Below are 18,823 nucleotides of genomic sequence, written 5' to 3'. Positions count from 1 at the left end.
GCCATGCGTAAATTTCTGATTCTCAAATTGCAGGCGCCAATGCAATGCTGGGGCGAGCACACTTTTGAAGGACTGAGACCATCAGCTAATCTTCCATCAAGGAGCGGAATTTTAGGCCTTATAGGATCATGTCTTGGCATAAAGCGTAACGATCAGAAACAACTTCAGGAACTCGCTGACAGCGTGGGCATGGCTGTGCGGGTGGATACTCGTTGTTTGACGGGAAAAAATGGTAGTTTCAAGACTCTTAGAATCGTTAAAACAACGGATTATCACACGGTTCTGGATGCACGGGCTGATTATGAAGGGAAAAAACAGCCTCATAAAACCATTCAGACTTGGCGAGAATATCTTTACGATGGTGAATTCACTGTTTCGCTTTGGAATCACAATCATGCCCGGATATCGCTTGACCAACTTGAAGCTTCGGTAAAACGACCTGTTTTCACACCCTATTTAGGACGCAGGTGTTGTCCGCTTGCACGGCCGCTTTTTCTGGAAAGGCTTCAAGCCATGAATTCTGTTGATGCGTTGAAAGGAATACCTCCTTCCGGCGGGACAATATACAGTGAAGAGAAAATAGATAGTAAAAATGTTCGGATGAAAAGAGTTCGCGATGTGCCGCTTGTACAGCAGCCTCGTCAATTCGCTGGTCGGAATCTGTACATATATGGAGGTGAATATGTATCTGACTAAGATACTGATCAGAGGAACGGCATGCCATAAGCCCTATGAGATCCATCGCGTTATCTGGAATCTTTTTCCTGAGGATTCTATGGCGATTCGCGATTTTCTCTTCCGTGTTGAACGTTCGGATAAAGATCACGCCGAAGTGCTGATGCAATCGAGCAGGGTGCCTGTTTCATCGATTAAGGCGGCTCAAATCATTGCCAGCAAAGAATATCACCTCTCATTACAAAGTGAACAACGCTTACGATTTCTGATAGTAGCAAATCCTGTAAAGACAATTAATGATGAAATGGAACGAAAAAACAGCAAGGGGCAGACAAAAAAGTGCCGAGTTCCGCTCATACACGATGAAGAACAACGGGCATGGATCAGTCGTAAGTTGGGGGATGCTGCGTCTCTGGAGTTTGTAAATATTCATCCATCATTCCCGCTTCGGTTTAGAAAGTTTAGAGAGAATCGGGCAGGGAAAATCCAACCTGTTATTTTTCGTGGTGTTTTTAAAGTTGACGACACGAACGCCATGGCCGATTTGATAAGAAAAGGCATAGGGCCAGCTAAAGCCTTTGGCTGTGGGTTACTTTCGGTAGCGAGGGTTTGACATAAAAACCAAACTGGTCGTTCTCAAAAACAGGGAAATCCGGAGAACCCTTCACAATAATGAATGGTGGTTTGCCGTTGCCGATGTTGTCGAAGCACTTACGGACAGCGCTGATATCCGCCAATACATCAAAAAAATGCGGCGGCGCGATACCGAGCTTGATTCCTACTGGGGTACAATCTGTACCCCACTTGAATTGCTTGCGCCGGACGGGAAAAGGCGCAAGACAAATTGCGCCAACACCGAAGGCATCTTCCGCATCATTCAGTCCATCCCTTCGCCCAGGGCCGAGCCGTTCAAACGGTGGCTGGCAAAGGTCGGTTATGAACGGGTTCAGGAGATTGAAGATCCTGAATTGGCAACAAAAAGGACGAAAGCCATATACAGAGCCAAAGGATATTCGGATGTCTGGATAGAAAAATGGATGCGAGGCATCTCCGTTCGGGCCGAGTTGACCGATGAGTGGAAAAAGCGCGATGTAAAGGGTGAGCCGGAATACGCCATTCTGACTGCGGAAATTTCCAAGGCCGCTTTCGGTGTGACGCCGTCCGAGTATAAGGAATTAAAAGGACTTGAACGGGAAAATCTGCGGGATCACATGACCGATCCGGAGCTGATTTTTTCCATGCTGGGCGAGGCCGCCACCACCGAGATCGCCCGCAAACAGGATGCGCAAGGGTTCATCGAAAATAAAACGGCAGCCCGCAAGGGGGGCAGAATTGCCGGTGAGGCGAGGGAAAAGCTGGGGGTGGAAACGGGCGAAAAGGTGGTCACTCCCGAAAATTACCTCGCTGAGCCGGAAAGCCGAAAGCGGCTGAAAGGAAAAAAATAACGTGTTGGCGCACAAAGTGATCAAGATGCAGATCTGGAGGGCTGGTTATGACTGAACCCATTCTTCCGCCATTAAAACCCATACCCATCAAGGACAGAGTCTCAGCTATTTTTGTAGAAAAGGGAAATCTCGACGTGATTGACGGCGCATTTGTGGTGGTGGACAAAACCGGTGTGCGCACCCATATCCCGGTTGGCGGGGTTGCCTGCCTGATGCTGGAACCGGGGTCAAGGGTTTCCCATGCCGCTGTCACGCTTGCCTCAAGAGTCGGGTGTCTTCTGGTCTGGATCGGCGAAGCCGGGGTTCGGCTCTATGCATCGGGCCAGCCGGGCGGGGCGCGCGCTGACAGGCTTCTTTATCAGGCAAAGCTCGCTCTGGACGATGCGGCCCGGCTCAAGGTGGTCCGCAAGATGTATGAAATCCGCTTCGGGGAAAAACCGCCGGAAAAAAGAAGCGTTCTGCAGTTGCAGGGCATCGAGGGCGCGCGCGTTCGGAAGATGTATGAACTGCTGGCAAAGCAGCATCGGGTAACATGGACCCGTCGCAATTATGATGCCGGCAACTGGGGCAGCGGCGATATGGCCAACCGCTGTCTGAGCTCGGCCACCGCCTGCCTCTACGGAATCTGTGAGGCGGCCATTCTTGCCGCAGGATATGCGCCGGCAGTCGGTTTTATCCATACCGGAAAACCGCAGTCTTTTGTCTATGACATTGCGGATATTTTCAAATTTGATACAGTTGTCCCCGTGGCATTCAGAATTGCCGGTCGCAAACCCGGAAATCCGGAAAGGGATGTCCGGCTTGCCTGCCGGGATATTTTCCGACAGACTCGCCTTTTGAAGCGAATCATCCCGACAATTGAACAGGTGCTTGCCGCGGGAGAAATAACCCCGCCGGTTTCTCACAAGGAAGCGGTGGATATCGCAATACCCAACAAGGAGCAGATTGGCGATGCTGGTCATCGTGGTTGAAAACGCGCCCCCGAGGCTGCGCGGACGTCTTGCCCTCTGGCTTCTCGAAGTCAGAGCCGGGGTCTATGTCGGAAAAGTTTCACTGAGAACACGGGAGATGATCTGGCATAACGTGCAGGAAGGCGTTGCCGACGGCAACGCAATCATGGCCTGGAATACGAATACGGAATCGGGATTTGATTTCCTGACGCTGGGTCCGAACCGGCGGTTGCCTGTTGAGATGGATGGAATCAAACTTGTTTCGTTTTTGCCTGAAAAAAATACTGCCGAAACACTGAATGGATCTTCTGAAGATGGCTGAAATTTTGTTTGAAAATTCCGGTAGATTTTTGCTCTTTGAAAATTGAATGATATTTCATTGAGTTAGAAGAAGTCCGTTCCCCACACACGTGGGGATGAACCGATCGGGCCCTGGATAACGCCAACGCTGTCATGCCGTTCCCCACACACGTGGGGATGAACCTCCGCCGTGTAGGATTGTTCCATCTTTTGCTGCCCGTTCCCCACACACGTGGGGATGAACCGCTGGAAATCCCGGGGAAAATGGGGCTATATAAATTATGCTATTTTACCGCAGCGTGCACCCGATGGTTTAACTCGCTTCCCATGATTGTAACGTATTTCTTAACGTCGTCCTTTCAGGACTCATGGCCGTGTGATTCATTCAACCGGTGGTTAAAAACCACCGGCTATACGACTCAACCCCTGATCGGGGTTTCTGTTGCCATCAATTTCGTGTAACTCCATAGTGTCTGGCGTAACGAATAGCGTTTTATCCGTTGGCCTTCCCATCCTCTGTACGCTGTAGTAAATTTTCCTTTTTTGAACCTCACGAAATATAAAATCCCCCTCCCCTCTGCGCTCCCTGCGCCTCAAGCGAAGCGGGCGGTAAAAATTCTTTTTTTGCGTCTAGTTTATTCCAGTCAAGTTTTAATTGGCTTTGCGTGAGACCTGTTCTTTTCCCTGTTTTTTCCGGCCGCCAAGAGTCACAAAATACACAAAAAAGCTACCTCTCTTTGCGATTCTTGTGACCTTTTGCGGCTATCAATCTTTGGCATTTTAGGATCACCGTAACCACCCGTTCCAGATCCGCTTCCGTCATGGCCGTCTCCGAAGGCAGACAAAGCCCCCGCGCAAATCAATCCATCCCCATCCGCTGTGTCATCTGTGATGAATTTTCCTTCGGGCACCGGCATATTCACGTAGCGATCTGAGACCCTCTATTTCCTTGCAATCATATGACTCATATGCTAGGTTTATTACAACCCGTTAAACCCACTCCGGACATTTCAGCGCCTTTGTCTGAATCCATCCGGGTCTATAATCACTTTTTCTGATCATCTATCCATAAGGAGGTCATCCATGTTTGATCTTATCAAAAAAAGCTTGCTCACCGGCATTGGTATGGTGCTTAAAACAAAGGACGAGGTGGAGGAACTTGCAAAGGACCTGATTCAAAAAGGCAAGCTGTCCGAAAAAGATGGCAGGGAATTTTTGAATGACCTGATGAAAAAATATGATGAGGCCACCAGCAAGTTTGAAGGACGCGTAGAAACCACGGTGAAAGATTTTTTGAAAAAAGCCGATATCGTAACGATGGATGAGCTGAACGAATTAAAAACCGAAATCAGCGAACTTAAAAAAGCCATCCATAAGAATAACAAAAAACCCGAATAAATGTCAGCAGCTCTCCGATGGTGAACATTCGAAAAATCGGCGTTATCGGACGGACCTACCGTCACCTGAACCGTTACCGGCAGATCCTGACCGTATTTATCAAATACGGGTTCGGCGATCTGCTGGAACTGCTTAAGATCGACCAGTATCTGGAAACAGGTCTGCGGATGCTGTCGACCCGCAGCCGCGAAAAAGTGGAAAGACTCAGCCGGGCGCAACGGCTCCGCATGGCTTTTGAAGAATTGGGCCCCACCTATATCAAACTGGGGCAGGCCGTTTCCACCCGAACCGATCTGGTACCCGGCGAATACATCACCGAATTTTCCAAACTTCAGGATCAAGTCCCTTCGATCGATTTCAGCTATATCAAATCCATTATCGAATCCGAGTTAAAGTTACCCATCGATCAGATCTTCGATGCTTTCGATGAAAAGGCCATCGCATCGGCATCCATCGGACAGGTCCACCGGGCACGTCTCAAGGACGGAGAACCGGTGGCCGTAAAAGTTCAGCGGCCCGGTATCCGAAAACTGATCGAGGTCGATCTGGAAATCATGCTTCACCTGGCGACCCTGATGGAGCGTCACATCGAGGGGATGGACCTTTACCGGCCGGTGAAAATCGTTGAAGAATTTGCCAGAACCCTTGAAAAAGAAATCGATTACACCAACGAAGCGGCCAATATGGAGCGTTTTGCCGGTAATTTTTTAGATGATGTGACAATTTACGTCCCCAAGGTTTTCAAGGATACCACCGCCCCCCGGGTCCTGACGATGGAATATGTGTCCGGAATCAAGGTCTCCGAGGTCCACGAGCTGACGCAAAAAGGTCTGGACCGGAAGATTATTACCGCCCGCGGCGCCCATCTGTTTTTAAAGCAGGTCTTTGACCATGGATTTTTTCATGCCGATCCCCATCCCGGAAATATTTTTGTCCTGCCCGACAATGTGATCTGTCTGCTGGATTTTGGCATGATGGGATATATCGATCGAAAAACACGTGAGCTGTTTGTCGATCTGATCGACAGCATTGTTCACCGGGACGAGGTCAAGGCCACCCAGATTCTCCTGAAGCTGACCACGTGGGTCGAAGAGCCGGATATCCGGGATCTGGAAAAAGGGGTTGCCGACATTATGGGCACTCATCTTTTCAAGCCCTTGAAGGACATCCGGATCGGCAAACTGATTCAGCAGATGTTCGAGCTGGTGTCCCGTCACCGGCTCAGAATTCCGGCCGATATTTTCCTCATGATCAAATCCTTCAGTGCTATGGAAGGGGTGGGAACCATGCTGGACCCGGAATTTGACATAATCTCCCAGGCGGCCCCTTTCCTGAAACAGATCAAACTCGCAAAACTTCACCCGCAGCGACTCGCCGAGGACATCGTGTCCATATCATCGGACCTGCTGCAATTCACGCAGCAGTTTCCTAAAGACATGCTGGAAATAGGCCGTCTGATACGCAGCAAAGATCTTTGCGTAAAATTTGAAAACCAGGGCCTTGACACCATGATGGGAACCTATGACCGGATCAGCAACCGGATATCGTTTTCCATCGTAATCGCGGCATTGATCATCGGCTCGGCGCTCATCATCATTTCTGAAATCCCCCCCATGATGTTCGGAATCTCCATGATCGGAATCATTGTTTTTGTAGCCGCCGGCATCATGGGCATATGGCTGCTGATCGCCATACTGAAAAAAGGCAGGCTATAGGATTAAAAATAGCGCCCTTGCGGGCGGACTGAGGAGCGCTATCGCTTGAGGAGCACTTCGTTTGAGGCAAAAGACAAGAAACGAAAGTCTTTTAACTTATGACATCTTCAAAGAAACAAAAATCTTCCCACTCAAGCGCAGCACCACTCAGCATGTAACCTATTGATTAAATAATTCAAAGGGCTCGATCATAACTTCGGCCATAGTTCCGGCATCCCCCGGATCGTGTTGGAGAAGCCGGCAATGGGCGCGACGGAGCACGCGACAACGTGACTGAAGTTATGATCAAAGCCTCAATCAAAAAATGAAAATTCCTCTACTATCAAGCTACGAGTGCGCAAGGTCGCCAAGTCAAACGACCGAATAGCCCGGCCCTTCGCCCCCCTCCGGGCAGGTCCACGTGATATTTCTGAACGGATCTTTTATTTCGCAGGTCTTGCAGTGCAGACAGTTGGACGGATTCAGTTTCAGCCGCCGCTTTGAAGTTGCTTCATCGATCTCTATTTCATACACGCTGCCGGGACAAAATCGCGTGCAGGGACTCCGGTAGGTTTCATAACACCGGGTCACACACAAATCCGCATCATGTACAACCAGATGACAGGGCTGGTCTTCCCGATGCATGGTCCGGGACAGGTACACGCCGCCCAGTTTATCCGGATACAGAACCCCGTCAACGGCCGCCCCGGATTTGCCTCCTGCAAGAGGAGTTTTTCCGGCTTCTCCGGTTTTAAAGGGCCTGAGTGTTTTAAAGTCTTCTTCAAGGGGCATCGGGTCCTGAAACCCCCGTCCCCGGGTCAGGTACTGAAGCCCCAGGTGAATCAATTTGGCGGGTGCTTTTTTCGCCAGTGCCTGAGCAAAATTTCTGCCTTCGTATATTTCTTCCTTTGCCCAGCTGGTTTCAAACAGATCCTGGTATGCCCACAGGCTGTCCTGAGAAAAATCATTCTTTTCAACGGCGTTGAGAATGGCATCGGCCGCCAGCATTCCGGATTTCATGGAGACATGAATGCCCTTAAGGCCGGGGGTATTGTGCATTGCCGCACAACCGCCGATAAAAACCCCGCCGCCGGCCGCCAGCCCGGGAATTGTGTAATAGCCGCCGGTGGACACGGTTCGAGCGCCCTGTTCAATGACCCTGCCGTTTTTGATAATGTCCGCGACAAAGGGATGCCGTTTGAACGCGATAAACTGATCATATACATCCAGCGCCGGATCATCATAGGACAGGCCGACCAGAAACCCGAGAGCGACCTTGTTATCCTTCATTTCATAGATAAACCCGCCGCCCGGCGTATTTAACCCGAGAGGATATCCCATCATATGAATCACATTGGCCGGGCGGGCGGTAAAATAATTATCTGCGGCAAGCGCAATGACTTCCTTGATGCCGGTTTCATACACCTGGGGCATTTTTCCTTCCGAGAGGTTCAACTTGCTGCAGACATCTCCCATCAGGCTGCCTTTTGCCCCCTCACCGAAAACCGTAACCTTTGACATCAAATCGATGCCGGGTTCAAAATTGGCCCTGGGCTGACCGTCCTTTCCAAGCCCCTTATCACCGGTCCGAACGCCGGCAATTGTTTTCCCGTCATCCGCATACAGAACCTTCTGACCGGCAAAACCCGGAAAGATATTCACCCCGAGATCCTCCGCAATACCGGCAAGCCACCGGGTAAATTTCGACAGGCTGACGATAAAAAACCCGTTATTATGCATATATCGGGGTACAAGCGGTAGCTTGTACGCCTTTTGACGCGCCAGAAAATAAAATTCATCGTCTCGGACGACAGCCTCAACCGGACAGCCTTTTTCGAGAAAATCCGGTATCAGCTCCTTCAGGGCGACCGGATTCAAAACCGCGCCGCTGATCGCATGCGATCCGATTTCCGCGCCCTTTTCAATCAGCGCCACTTGCAGATCGATATGCTTCTGCCGGGCCTGTTGCATCAGACGGATCGCCCCCGCAAGGCTGGCAGGTCCTCCCCCGATAAAAACCACATCAAAATCAATTCGTTCATGTTGTGATGTCATGTTTATTCTCCCGCTGGATTTGATACGTCCGGATATTCAGTGTCAGTCCGACGTCCGCCGTTTCCCTTACCCGGCAGCATCGTCATCGGAAAAAACCATTATCATGATACCAGAACTTTGTAAATACGCACAAAATTCAACCACATAGACATCCTAAATTCCAGAAAACCTGATTTCCACGTATTTTTTAAAAGCCCCTGCCTGTGATACGATTGATGTATTGGAAATAGAACTGTTATATCAATGTGTTATAATTATCATGTCATGAATTCTGAAATCCGGATACCAAAAGATGCGCATCGATGGAAGTTTTGAACCCGAAAATGAGAATTTATGCTAAAATATTTTTTATATCAACCATTCAACGCCCGCACCCTCGAGCAACCGCCCGGCATCACTTCCGAAGCCGGTTTTGATTATTTCAGCATGGGGAAAAACCCCCTGTCCCGGACCCGGGGCCTCGGCAAAAATAAATCGCACAGGCCTTTGTGCTGAACTGAAAGTTGACACATAAGTAATTCTTTGTTAATACCTTTAAGGTTCTAACTTTTAAATTTATCCATTGATATTAATAAGCTTTTAACCATTCATTTTTGGAGGTTTACATGAAAAAAACCTTGTTTCTATCGTTAATTTTATGTCTGATTGCCGGAACCGCTCTGGCTGCCGGCACCATCAAAATCGGATTGATGTGTCCGTTGACCGGCCCATGGGCCAGTGAAGGCCAGGACATGAAGGATATCGTCACCCTTCTGGCAGATGAAGTCAACGATGCCGGAGGACTTATCGGGAAAAAGCTGGAGATTATCACGGCGGATGACGGTGGTGATGCCAGAAACGCCTCTCTTGCCGCCCAGAGACTTTCCACTCAGGGAATTATAGCGGTGATCGGAACTTACGGTTCAGCCGTTACCGAAGCGACTCAGGGCATTTATAATGAATCTGAGATCATCCAGATCGCCAATGGCTCCACCAGCGTCCGGCTTACGGAAAAAGGATTGAACTATTTTTTCAGGACATGCCCCAGGGATGATGAGCAGGGATATGTGGGATTCAACACCATCCAAAGCATGAATTTCAAACGTATTGCCATTCTTCACGACAATTCAAGCTATGCCAAGGGCCTTGCGGATGAAACCCTGGCACATTTAAAAAAAGCAGGGGCCAATATCGTATTTTACGATGCCCTGACCCCCAAGGAAAACGATTACACGGCGATTCTGACCAAAATGAAGGCAGCTGATCCGGACTGCGTCTACTTTACCGGTTACTACAGTGAAGTGGGGATGCTGCTGCGCCAGAAAAAGGAAATGGGCTGGAATGTAACATTCATTGGCGGCGATGCCACCAACAATCCGGATCTGGTCAAAATTGCCGGCACGGATGCCGCTGAAGGATATTATTTTCTGAGCCCGCCGGTGCCTCAGGATTTACCGACACCGGAAGCCAAATCCTTTATGACAAATTTCAAAAAACGCTATGACAAAGAGCCCGGCTCCATCTGGGCGGTACTGGCCGGTGACGGATTCAAGGCAATCGCCGGCGCCATAAGGGCAACCGGATCGACCGATGCATCCAAACTTGCCGCATATCTTCACAAGGAGCTCAAAGACCTGCCGGGTCTGACCGGAAAAATTTCCTTCAACGAAAAAGGTGACCGGGTCGGTGATGTTTATCGCGTGTATAAAATTGACGGCACCGGAAACTTTATTCTGCAACCCTGATTCGGTCCTTCTGCCTTTTAGATTGAGCCAGGGTTTATACCAGACAAAGGCGCTGCCCGGTTATGTCGATCCGGCACAGCGCCTTTGAGATATTTCAAGGGCATCCCCATCACCATTGATGCAGGGAATGACTTGACCTGTCTGAAACATATTGATACTTTTGCCGATTACATCAAATACAAATTCATGCCGGCCGACAGACAGCCTTCGGCCGACGGAAACTTAAAAGTTACGCCTAATGGAACTTTTTTTCCAACAACTCACAAATGGTCTTGCCGTAGGGGGCATTTACGCCCTGATTGCTCTCGGATACACGATGGTCTACGGCGTATTAAAATTAATCAATTTTGCTCACGGGGATTTATTTACCATCGGCGCCTACCTGGGATTAACCCTGCTGACGGCCATGGGCCTGACCGACCATCTGGGGCCGCTCTGGGGCTGCATTCTTCTGGCTGCCATGGTCATGGGACTGGTGGCATTGGTGGGCGCAATTCTTGAACGGGTCGCCTACCGGCCATTGAGGACCTCACACCGACTGTCGGCAGTTGTATCCGCGCTCGGCGCCTCGATATTTTTTCAAAATGCCATCATGCTTATCTACGGCGCCCGTTTCAGAGTATATCCGCACAATATCCTCCCGAAAATGGCCGTGAACCTGTTCGGTCTGGATATCCCGTTGATCCGCATCATCATTCTTCTGTCTTCGATCATCATGATGGTGGTCTTATATGTCTACATCCACAAAACCCGGATCGGCATGGCCATCCGTGCAGCCGCCATCGATCAGGGAGCCGCCAAATTGATGGGCATCGATGTAAACCGGGTCATTCTCATTGTGTTCCTCATCGGCCCCGCCCTGGGCGGGGTCGCGGGTGTAATGGTCGGGCTTTACTATGGCCAGATCAACTTTACCATGGGCTGGATGTATGGAATGAAAGCCTTTATTGCCGCCATACTCGGCGGGATCGGCAATATCCCCGGCGCCATGGTCGGCGGGTTGCTGCTCGGAGTGATTGAAGCAATGGGGGCCGCTTATATTTCCATCGCCTGGAAAGATGCCATCGCCTTTGTGGTACTGATTCTGATTCTGATTGTGCGCCCCACAGGAATTCTGGGGGAACGGGTAGCGGAAAAAATATGAAAATCACCAAACGCAGCATCATTTACGGGATCATTTCAGCCGGTTTTATATTATCCCCTCTTTATCTGAACGCCTACTGGATGGATGTGCTCAACAATGTGGGCCTGTACGCCATTCTGGCGCTGAGTCTGAATCTGATTCTGGGACATGCCGGCCTTTTTCACATGGGCCACGCCGCTTTTTACGCGGTAGGCGCCTATACCACGGCCATCCTCAATACCGTGTATCACATTCCCATATTGTGGCTGCTGCCACTGAGTGGTATCACTGCCGGCATATTTGCGCTGATCGTCGCCCGGCCGATTATTCACCTTCGCGGAGACTACCTGCTCATTGTTACAATCGGCTTTGTTGAAATTGTCCGGATTGCTTTAGTAAACAACATTTTCGGTATTACCGGTGGTTCAAACGGCATTTTCGGCATCAGCCGTCCAGAAATTTTCGGCTTCCGGATACGCCGCCCGAATGAGTTTTTTTATCTGATATGGATCTTCGCCGCCATTACTGTCTTTTTGTTTTACCGCCTGGAACATTCACGCTTCGGCCGGGCCCTCAACTTTATCCGTGAAGACGAAGTCGCCGCTGAAGGCAGCGGAATCAACATATCCCGCTATAAACTCACCGCCTTTGTGATCGGCGCATTCTGGGCCGGAATGGCCGGTAATATTTATGCCTCGAAAATGACCATCATCGCGCCGGAATCTTTCAGTTTCTGGGAATCGGTCGTACTCTTCATGATTGTCATTTTAGGAGGCTCCGGAAGCATCCCGGGCGTCATTCTGGGATCGTTTATAGTAATCGGACTCCCTGAAATTTTCAGAGAATTTGCCAGCGCCAGGATGCTGATTTTCGGTGCGGTCATGGTGTTTATGATGATTTTCCGAACCGAAGGAATCCTGCCCCAGCGGCCCCGTCGCTATTGCCTCGATGATGTTTCTGAAACAGGAGACCGTATATGAGCCTGTTGCAACTGAGCCATGTCACAAAATCGTTTGGCGGCCTGATGGCTGTCAGCAATGTATCCTTTGATGTCATGGAAAATTCTATCGTCGGGTTGATCGGCCCCAACGGAGCCGGGAAAACTACTGTCTTTAACCTGATTACCGGAAATTACAGACCGGATAAGGGACAAATCATATTCAACGGCAACCCGATTACCAATCTGCAGCCCAACCGAATCGTTTCCCTGGGCATTGCACGGACATTTCAAACGATACGCCTCTTTCAGAATCTCTCATCACTGGAAAATGTTCTGGCCGGATACCACTGCCGAATGAAATCGGGCCCCATTGCCGCGATGCTGCAACTGCCTTCACAGAAAAGGGAAGAAAAGCAGGCGCTGGCGGGTGCACTTGAGGAAATTGCTTTTGTCGGACTCAAAGACCAGGTTCAGCAGCTTGCCAAAAATCTTTCCTACGGCAAACAAAGGCTGCTGGAAATTGCACGGGCCATGGCGACAGAACCGCGGCTGGTGATACTGGATGAACCGGCCGGCGGAATGAACAATCATGAGACCTCCCAACTGATATCGCTGATCCGGCAGATTCGGGACCGGGGGGTTACGGTCCTGCTGATCGAGCACGACATGAACCTCGTCATGCAGGCCTGTGAACACATTGTTGTATTGGAATACGGATCAAAAATTGCCGAAGGCACCCCGGAAACTGTCAAGACCGATCCGAAAGTGATTGAGGCATATTTGGGTTCAGATGAGGAATAAATACCGACATGCTCCTGAAAATAGAAAATCTGCACGTTAAATACGGCAATGTGGAGGCACTTCACGGGGTCGACCTGGAAGTAGACGAGGGGGAAATCGTCACTATCCTTGGCGCCAACGGCGCCGGAAAATCCACCACCCTGATGGCCATCAGCGGGTTGGTAAAACCGAGTGAAGGGACTATTTTTTTTGACGGCGCCTCATTAAATCCATTGCCCGCCCACAAAATCGTAGCCGGCGGCATTGCTCAGGCGCCTGAAGGCCGCCGTATATTCGGCACATTGACCGTTAAAGAAAATCTCATTCTGGGCGGATTTCTCTCTCGCGACACGGCAAAAGCCAATAAAACCCTGAAATGGATTTATGCACTTTTCCCTGTTCTGGAAGAGCGATTTGACCAGCTTGCCGGAACCTTAAGCGGGGGGGAGCAGCAAATGCTTGCGATCGGTCGCGCACTGATGGCGCATCCCAGAATTCTGCTCCTGGATGAACCCAGTTTGGGACTGGCTCCGTTGCTGGTTAAAACCATTTTTAATACCATCAGAGAAATTAACAGCTCGGGTGTTACCATTGTTCTGGTGGAACAAAATGCCCGGGCCGCTTTGAAACTGGCTCACAGAGGCTATGTGATGGAAGTGGGCAATATTATTCTTAAGGATTCGGCCGACCGGCTTCTGGCAAATCCGGATGTTCAGAACGCCTACCTGGGCAGGGGCCGAAAGGACTCGTAAAGGCAGTATCCACCTGCCGGGACAGCTGCTGCTGACTTAATCTGTTCTTTTAGAATCATGGATAGCGTCCATCCATAAATGGTCATTTCAGGAAATGGTCGTTTCAGGCCATCAGCCTGCTTGAAGTTTTCATCCCGTTGATTTGTTTTTAACCTGCTGATATAACAGTATTCATAAGGAGTTTCGTCAAACCGCACATTGGATCAGGTACTCATCTCCCATCGCCAGAATGGCTTTCCGGTTTTCAACCGCCGGATGACTCCATTTTCAATTCCGTAATACAGTATTTTTGTCAGTTCTGCCCCCCTTTTTTTGCCTCACATGTATAAGGAGACTTTATGCCGAAAAGAGCGCTTGTCATTGTTGATATGCTGAATGATTTTATGAATGAAAACGGAAGCCTCTACTGCGGTGAATCCTCAAGAAAAATTATTCCATTTATTCAGCAGCGGCTCAACACTCACAGGCAGCAGGCGGATCTGATTATTTTTCTGCAGGATACCCATGACCCGGACGATAAGGAATTTGAAAAATTTCCGCCGCACTGCGTCAAGGGCACCTGGGGAAATCAGATTATCAGGGAACTGGCCCCTGTCTCAGGGGAAAAAGTCATTCCCAAAAAGCGCTACAGCGGATTTTATGGAACCGATCTGGATCAGGTGCTCAAATCATCCGATATAAACGAAGTAGAGGTGGTGGGTGTATGCACATCCATATGTATAATGGATACGGTCGGTGGTTTGGCCAATCGAGATTATTTTGTCATCGTACCGGCAGATGGGGTGGCCGACTTTGATCCTAATTTTCATGAATTTGCTTTGAAACGAATGAAACAGACTTACGGAGCTACAATCCAATGACACGAACACACACGATAGGGCCTTTGTTTACCGATTTTTATGAACTGACCATGGCCGCCAGTTATTTTGATCACCATGTCTTTGATTCTGCGACATTTTCCGTGTTTATCCGGAATCAACCCATGCTCAGAAGCTATTTTGTAGCCGCCGGCCTCGAACAGGTTGTCGATGAACTGAATAATTTTCATTTTAACGACTGTGAAATTGCCTACCTGAAAGAAACCGACCTTTTTTCAGCTGATTTTCTGTCCTATCTGACCGATCTGCGCTTTACCGGCCAGTTGCGCGCCATGGCTGAGGGCACTATTTTTTTCCCCAACGAACCCATACTGGAAATCAGCGCGCCGATCATCGAAGCCCAACTTCTGGAGACCTTTATTCTCAATACGATCGGGTTCCAGACTATGATTGCCACCAAAGCGGCCAGATGTATTCATGCGGCAAAGGGACGACCGCTGCTTGATTTTTCCCTCCGCAGAACCCAGGGGCAGGATGCCGGCAACAAAGTAGCCCGAAGCACGTACCTGGCCGGCTTTAATTCCACGAGCAATGTTCTGGCCGGAAAGCTCTACGATATTCCCCTCTCCGGTACCATGGCACACTCTTTTGTCACGGCTTTTGAAAGTGAAATTGATGCGTTTCAGGCATTCTATAAAACATTCCCCGATGCGTCCGTATTCCTGATTGACACCTATGATACGCTTGAAGGTGCAAGAAATGCGGCCAGAGTTGCAAAACACATGCAGCAGCATGGCCATCACCTCATCGGGGTGCGCCTTGACAGCGGAGATATGACCGAATTAAGCCAGCAGGTTCGAGCCATTCTTGATGAGGAAGGTTTACCGAATGTAAAAATTTTTGTCAGCAGCGGGTTTGATGAATTCAAGATAACAGATGTTCTGGCCAGAGGCGCCAGAATAGATGCCTTTGGCGTCGGGACCAAAATGGGTGTTTCCGCCGATGCGCCCTATCTGGACATCGTATATAAAATGGTTCGATACAAAGACCGCAATGTAAGAAAGCTCAGTTCAGAGAAAATTACACTGGCCGGAGAGAAACAACTTTTCAGAAAATATGATCCAAACGGTTTTTACGCTGAAGATACTATCGGTCTTCGGGATGACATAATAGAGGGGACCGAGCCATTGCTCGAAACCATTATGGAAAACGGCAAAATAGTGGCGCCGATTCCGCCGCTTCAAACCATTCGGGGACGATTCAAGCAGAATTTCTCAAAACTTGACGATCGATTCAAAACCTGCAAGAAAGTATACCCGGTACACCTCAGCACGCGACTGAAACGGCTTCAGGATATCGTCTGATACGGATCATCCGATGTGGATCTGGGGCTAATGCAGGACCAAGGCCCTTACAGCCCCAGATAGGCTTTTTTCACATCTTCATCCGTCACGAGATTTTCAGCGGTATCCGCCAGCGTGATGCGGCCGTTTTCCATGACATATCCCCGGTTGGCAACTTTCAGCGCCATGTTGGCATTTTGCTCTACCAGGAATATGGTCGTATTGTTCTCAATATTAATTTTTTTTATTATTTCAAATATCTGAAGCACAATCAACGGGGCAAGCCCCAGTGAGGGTTCATCGAGCAGAAGCAGTTTGGGCTTTGTCATCAATGCCCGGGATATGGCCAGCATCTGCTGCTCTCCGCCGCTCAACGTACCGCCCGGCTGATTTTTCCGCTCCGCAAGAATTGGAAACAGATCAAAAATATAGTTTAAATCCTTTTTTATATTTTCCTTGTCTTTTCTCAAAAACGCCCCCATGTCCAGATTTTCCATCACCGTAAGAAAAGGAAAAATATGCCGCCCTTCAGGAACATGGCAAAGCCCGCGGGCCACAATCTGTTCCGGAGCAATTTTGTGGATACCCTGCCCTTCGAAAATAATCTCTCCGGATCTGGCAGGAACCAGCCCCGATATGGACATCAGCGTTGTCGTTTTCCCGGCACCGTTGGCACCGATCAGCGTAATAATCTCGCCTTCGCCAATTTCAAGGGTAACATTTTTTAACGCGTGTATATTTCCATAGAACGTATTGATATTACTAAGTTTAAGCATAAATCTCGTCCCCGAGGTAAGCCTTGATCACTTGCGGATTATTCCTGATCTCTTCGGGCGTGCCCTGCGCGATTTTCCTCCCGTAATCCATCACGAAAATCCGGTCGGACAAACTCATGACCAGTTTCATATCATGCTCGATCAAAAGAATCGTAAAGCCTTCAGTTTCACGAATGCTGGTAATCAACTCAACCAGTTCCCGTGTTTCCAGCGGATTCATTCCGGCTGCCGGTTCATCCAGCAGTATCAAAAACGGATCTGTCGCCATAGCTCTGGCGATTTCGAGGCGTCTTTGGGCGCCGTAAGGAAGATTTTTAGCCTGTTCATTTACAAATGAAGACAGCCCCACCCTCTCGATCATGTGATAACTGATATCGACTATGTTCTGTTCTTCAAGCCGGGTGGAGGGCCCCTTGAATATCGCGCCGATAATACCCGCCCGTGCGCGGCAATGCCGCCCGACCATAACATTTTCCAAAACCGTCATGGTCGGAAACAACCGGATATTCTGAAACGTGCGGGCCATCCCCTTTTCTGTAATTTTATTCGGTTTAAGTCCGTTAATGCGCTGGGTTTGTTTACCGGGCGGAGAGATGAGAATATCTCCCCTGGTGGGTATATACATTCCGGTGATACAATTGAAAAAGGTTGTTTTCCCTGCGCCGTTCGGCCCGATCAGTGCTATAATTTCACCCTTGTTGATATCCAGATCCAGATGATCCAGCGCCCGCAGCCCGCCAAAGTCCATTGTCAGTTTTTTAACTTCCAGTATCGGCTTCATATCGTCTATTATCGTAAGCTCCTGTCTACGGCTGAGCATCTCCGGATTGAGATGACCCTTTAAATTGATACCTCCGACGGACATTGCTGATGATGCCCTGAGGACGAAATACCATCATCACCACCATGGCAGCACCGAAAAGAATCATCCGGTAATCAGAAAAGGCTCGAAGATATTCAGGCAGAAGAATGAGAAGCAACGCGCCCAGGATCACCCCGGTGATGGACCCCATACCGCCCAGGACCACAATGGACAGGATCATGGCGGATTCAAGAAAAGTAAAACTGGCCGGGTTGATAAAAGTTGTTTTTGCGGCAAAAATAACGCCCATCATACCGGCCCATGTCGCACCCAATGCAAATGCCGTCAATTTTGTTCTGGTTTTGTCGATCCCCATGGCCTGACATGCAATTTCATCCTCACGAAGCGCAATCCAGGCACGTCCGATCCTGGAATTCTGCAACCGGTTAACCACCGCGATCGTAAACAACGCCAACGCGATCATCAAAAAGTACATGTAAATATTTGCGGTTTCCAGAGACAGCTCCAGGCCGAAGAAGCCGGGTCTCGGAATATTGGCAATGCCGCTCGGTCCGAATGAAAATTCATTCCAGTTTTCGAGAATCAGCCGGATGATTTCTCCAAACCCCAGTGTAACAATCGCCAGATAATCCCCCCGAAGCCGCAGCACGGGAAACCCCAGCAAAATGCCGAACAGGGCACCCAGCGCAGCGCCAACCGGCAGGACCGCCCAGAATCCCAATCCGAAATGATAATTCAACAGTGCATAGGCATACGCGCCAACCGCATAAAATGCCACATATCCCAGATCCAGAAGTCCTGCAAGCCCGACAACGATATTCAATCCAAGCCCAAGCACGACATATATCAATGCCGTCGTCATAATACTGATCTGGTATACGGAAAATACAAACGGAAACAACACGACAAACACGGCAAGCCCTGCAAGCGTCGGAATATATAATCTCCGGTCTTCAAACAGTTTCTGTGACCATGAAACCGATATTTCAGAACTGTCTGTGTCTTTATTCGTACCCAATTCCTTACGCTCAAGCAAATAACGCCAGACAAAGGAAAGGATAAAACTGCCGACACCCACCATGATCAAATTATCCCATCGCCACTGGATGATCTTTTCAATGGGGTTCACCCGGATGACCATAATCGGAAAGGTCAGAAATATAAACCAGACAGAGACCAGCAATGATTTTTTAACGTCTTCAATCTTTATCAATTTTCATTTCCAAC

Annotated in this window: 18 protein-coding genes and 1 CRISPR repeat array; of the genes, 14 read left to right on the top strand and 4 right to left on the bottom strand. The window is 49.3% G+C overall.

Annotation, left to right across the window (positions count from 1 at the left end; all coding sequences use genetic code 11):
- Positions 1-3: 3 nt before the first annotated feature.
- From cas5e to PHQ97_06415, 7 genes are all read left to right on the top strand, one after another.
- A complete protein-coding gene (cas5e, locus tag PHQ97_06445; GenBank protein MDD4392374.1) occupies positions 4-696 on the top strand; it encodes a type I-E CRISPR-associated protein Cas5/CasD in 693 nt (230 codons plus the stop codon).
- Positions 683-1,288 carry a type I-E CRISPR-associated protein Cas6/Cse3/CasE gene (gene cas6e, locus PHQ97_06440; GenBank protein MDD4392373.1) on the top strand — a complete coding sequence of 202 codons (606 nt, stop codon included), beginning with the start codon at positions 683-685 and terminating at the stop codon, positions 1,286-1,288. The genes cas5e and cas6e overlap by 14 nt, the downstream gene beginning before the upstream one ends.
- A gap of 37 nt (positions 1,289-1,325) precedes the next feature.
- Positions 1,326-2,120, top strand: coding sequence for a Bro-N domain-containing protein (locus tag PHQ97_06435; protein MDD4392372.1), 795 nt, complete (start codon positions 1,326-1,328; stop codon positions 2,118-2,120).
- A gap of 47 nt (positions 2,121-2,167) precedes the next feature.
- Entirely contained in the window at positions 2,168-3,091 is a 924-nt protein-coding gene (gene cas1e / locus PHQ97_06430; protein ID MDD4392371.1) for a type I-E CRISPR-associated endonuclease Cas1e, read from the top strand.
- A complete protein-coding gene (gene cas2e, locus PHQ97_06425; protein ID MDD4392370.1) occupies positions 3,072-3,392 on the top strand; it encodes a type I-E CRISPR-associated endoribonuclease Cas2e in 321 nt (106 codons plus the stop codon). Before cas1e ends, cas2e begins: the two co-directional genes overlap by 20 nt.
- 73 nt (positions 3,393-3,465) lie before the next feature.
- A CRISPR array of direct repeats spans positions 3,466-3,616; the repeat unit is 28 nt; unit sequence CCGTTCCCCACACACGTGGGGATGAACC.
- 837 nt (positions 3,617-4,453) lie between these two features.
- Positions 4,454-4,768: a hypothetical protein gene (locus PHQ97_06420; protein ID MDD4392369.1), complete on the top strand. Its 315-nt coding sequence runs from the start codon at positions 4,454-4,456 to the stop codon at positions 4,766-4,768.
- 17 nt (positions 4,769-4,785) lie between these two features.
- Positions 4,786-6,483 carry an AarF/ABC1/UbiB kinase family protein gene (locus tag PHQ97_06415; protein MDD4392368.1) on the top strand — a complete coding sequence of 566 codons (1,698 nt, stop codon included), beginning with the start codon at positions 4,786-4,788 and terminating at the stop codon, positions 6,481-6,483.
- 351 nt (positions 6,484-6,834) lie between these two features.
- Here the strand turns inward: PHQ97_06415 and PHQ97_06410 are convergent, their stop codons facing one another.
- Positions 6,835-8,517, bottom strand: coding sequence for an electron transfer flavoprotein-ubiquinone oxidoreductase (locus PHQ97_06410; protein MDD4392367.1), 1,683 nt, complete (start codon positions 8,515-8,517; stop codon positions 6,835-6,837).
- A 605-nt stretch (positions 8,518-9,122) separates the two neighbouring features.
- Between PHQ97_06410 and PHQ97_06405 the strand changes: the two genes are divergently transcribed.
- From PHQ97_06405 to PHQ97_06375, 7 genes are all read left to right on the top strand, one after another.
- On the top strand, positions 9,123-10,241 hold the full coding sequence (locus PHQ97_06405) for a branched-chain amino acid ABC transporter substrate-binding protein (GenBank protein MDD4392366.1): 1,119 nt from the start codon (positions 9,123-9,125) through the stop codon (positions 10,239-10,241).
- A 238-nt stretch (positions 10,242-10,479) separates the two neighbouring features.
- Positions 10,480-11,385, top strand: a complete 906-nt coding sequence (locus PHQ97_06400; protein MDD4392365.1) for a branched-chain amino acid ABC transporter permease — start codon at positions 10,480-10,482, stop codon at positions 11,383-11,385.
- Positions 11,382-12,344, top strand: a complete 963-nt coding sequence (locus PHQ97_06395; GenBank protein MDD4392364.1) for a branched-chain amino acid ABC transporter permease — start codon at positions 11,382-11,384, stop codon at positions 12,342-12,344. The genes PHQ97_06400 and PHQ97_06395 overlap by 4 nt, the downstream gene beginning before the upstream one ends.
- Positions 12,341-13,105: an ABC transporter ATP-binding protein gene (locus tag PHQ97_06390; protein ID MDD4392363.1), complete on the top strand. Its 765-nt coding sequence runs from the start codon at positions 12,341-12,343 to the stop codon at positions 13,103-13,105. The genes PHQ97_06395 and PHQ97_06390 overlap by 4 nt, the downstream gene beginning before the upstream one ends.
- Before the next feature lie 8 nt (positions 13,106-13,113).
- Positions 13,114-13,836 carry an ABC transporter ATP-binding protein gene (locus PHQ97_06385; GenBank protein MDD4392362.1) on the top strand — a complete coding sequence of 241 codons (723 nt, stop codon included), beginning with the start codon at positions 13,114-13,116 and terminating at the stop codon, positions 13,834-13,836.
- Positions 13,837-14,174: 338 nt separating this feature from the next.
- Positions 14,175-14,696 carry a cysteine hydrolase gene (locus PHQ97_06380; GenBank protein MDD4392361.1) on the top strand — a complete coding sequence of 174 codons (522 nt, stop codon included), beginning with the start codon at positions 14,175-14,177 and terminating at the stop codon, positions 14,694-14,696.
- Positions 14,693-16,018, top strand: a complete 1,326-nt coding sequence (locus PHQ97_06375) for a nicotinate phosphoribosyltransferase (GenBank protein ID MDD4392360.1) — start codon at positions 14,693-14,695, stop codon at positions 16,016-16,018. The genes PHQ97_06380 and PHQ97_06375 overlap by 4 nt, the downstream gene beginning before the upstream one ends.
- A 47-nt stretch (positions 16,019-16,065) precedes the next feature.
- On the opposite strand, the gene PHQ97_06370 is transcribed toward PHQ97_06375, so the two are convergent.
- The 3 genes from PHQ97_06370 to PHQ97_06360 are packed head-to-tail and all read right to left on the bottom strand — an operon-like array spanning position 16,066 to position 18,809.
- Positions 16,066-16,773 (bottom strand): ABC transporter ATP-binding protein, encoded by a 708-nt coding sequence (locus tag PHQ97_06370; GenBank protein MDD4392359.1) that lies wholly within the window; start codon positions 16,771-16,773, stop codon positions 16,066-16,068.
- Positions 16,766-17,554, bottom strand: a complete 789-nt coding sequence (locus PHQ97_06365; GenBank protein ID MDD4392358.1) for an ABC transporter ATP-binding protein — start codon at positions 17,552-17,554, stop codon at positions 16,766-16,768. The genes PHQ97_06370 and PHQ97_06365 overlap by 8 nt, the downstream gene beginning before the upstream one ends.
- A gap of 25 nt (positions 17,555-17,579) precedes the next feature.
- Positions 17,580-18,809 carry a branched-chain amino acid ABC transporter permease gene (locus PHQ97_06360; protein ID MDD4392357.1) on the bottom strand — a complete coding sequence of 410 codons (1,230 nt, stop codon included), beginning with the start codon at positions 18,807-18,809 and terminating at the stop codon, positions 17,580-17,582.
- Positions 18,810-18,823: the final 14 nt, after the last annotated feature.

This window comes from Desulfobacterales bacterium, assembly GCA_028704555.1.
GTDB lineage: Bacteria > Desulfobacterota > Desulfobacteria > Desulfobacterales > JAQWFD01 > JAQWFD01.
Note: the sequence above shows the minus strand (reverse complement) of the source record. Positions and strands in the feature narration are given on the sequence as shown.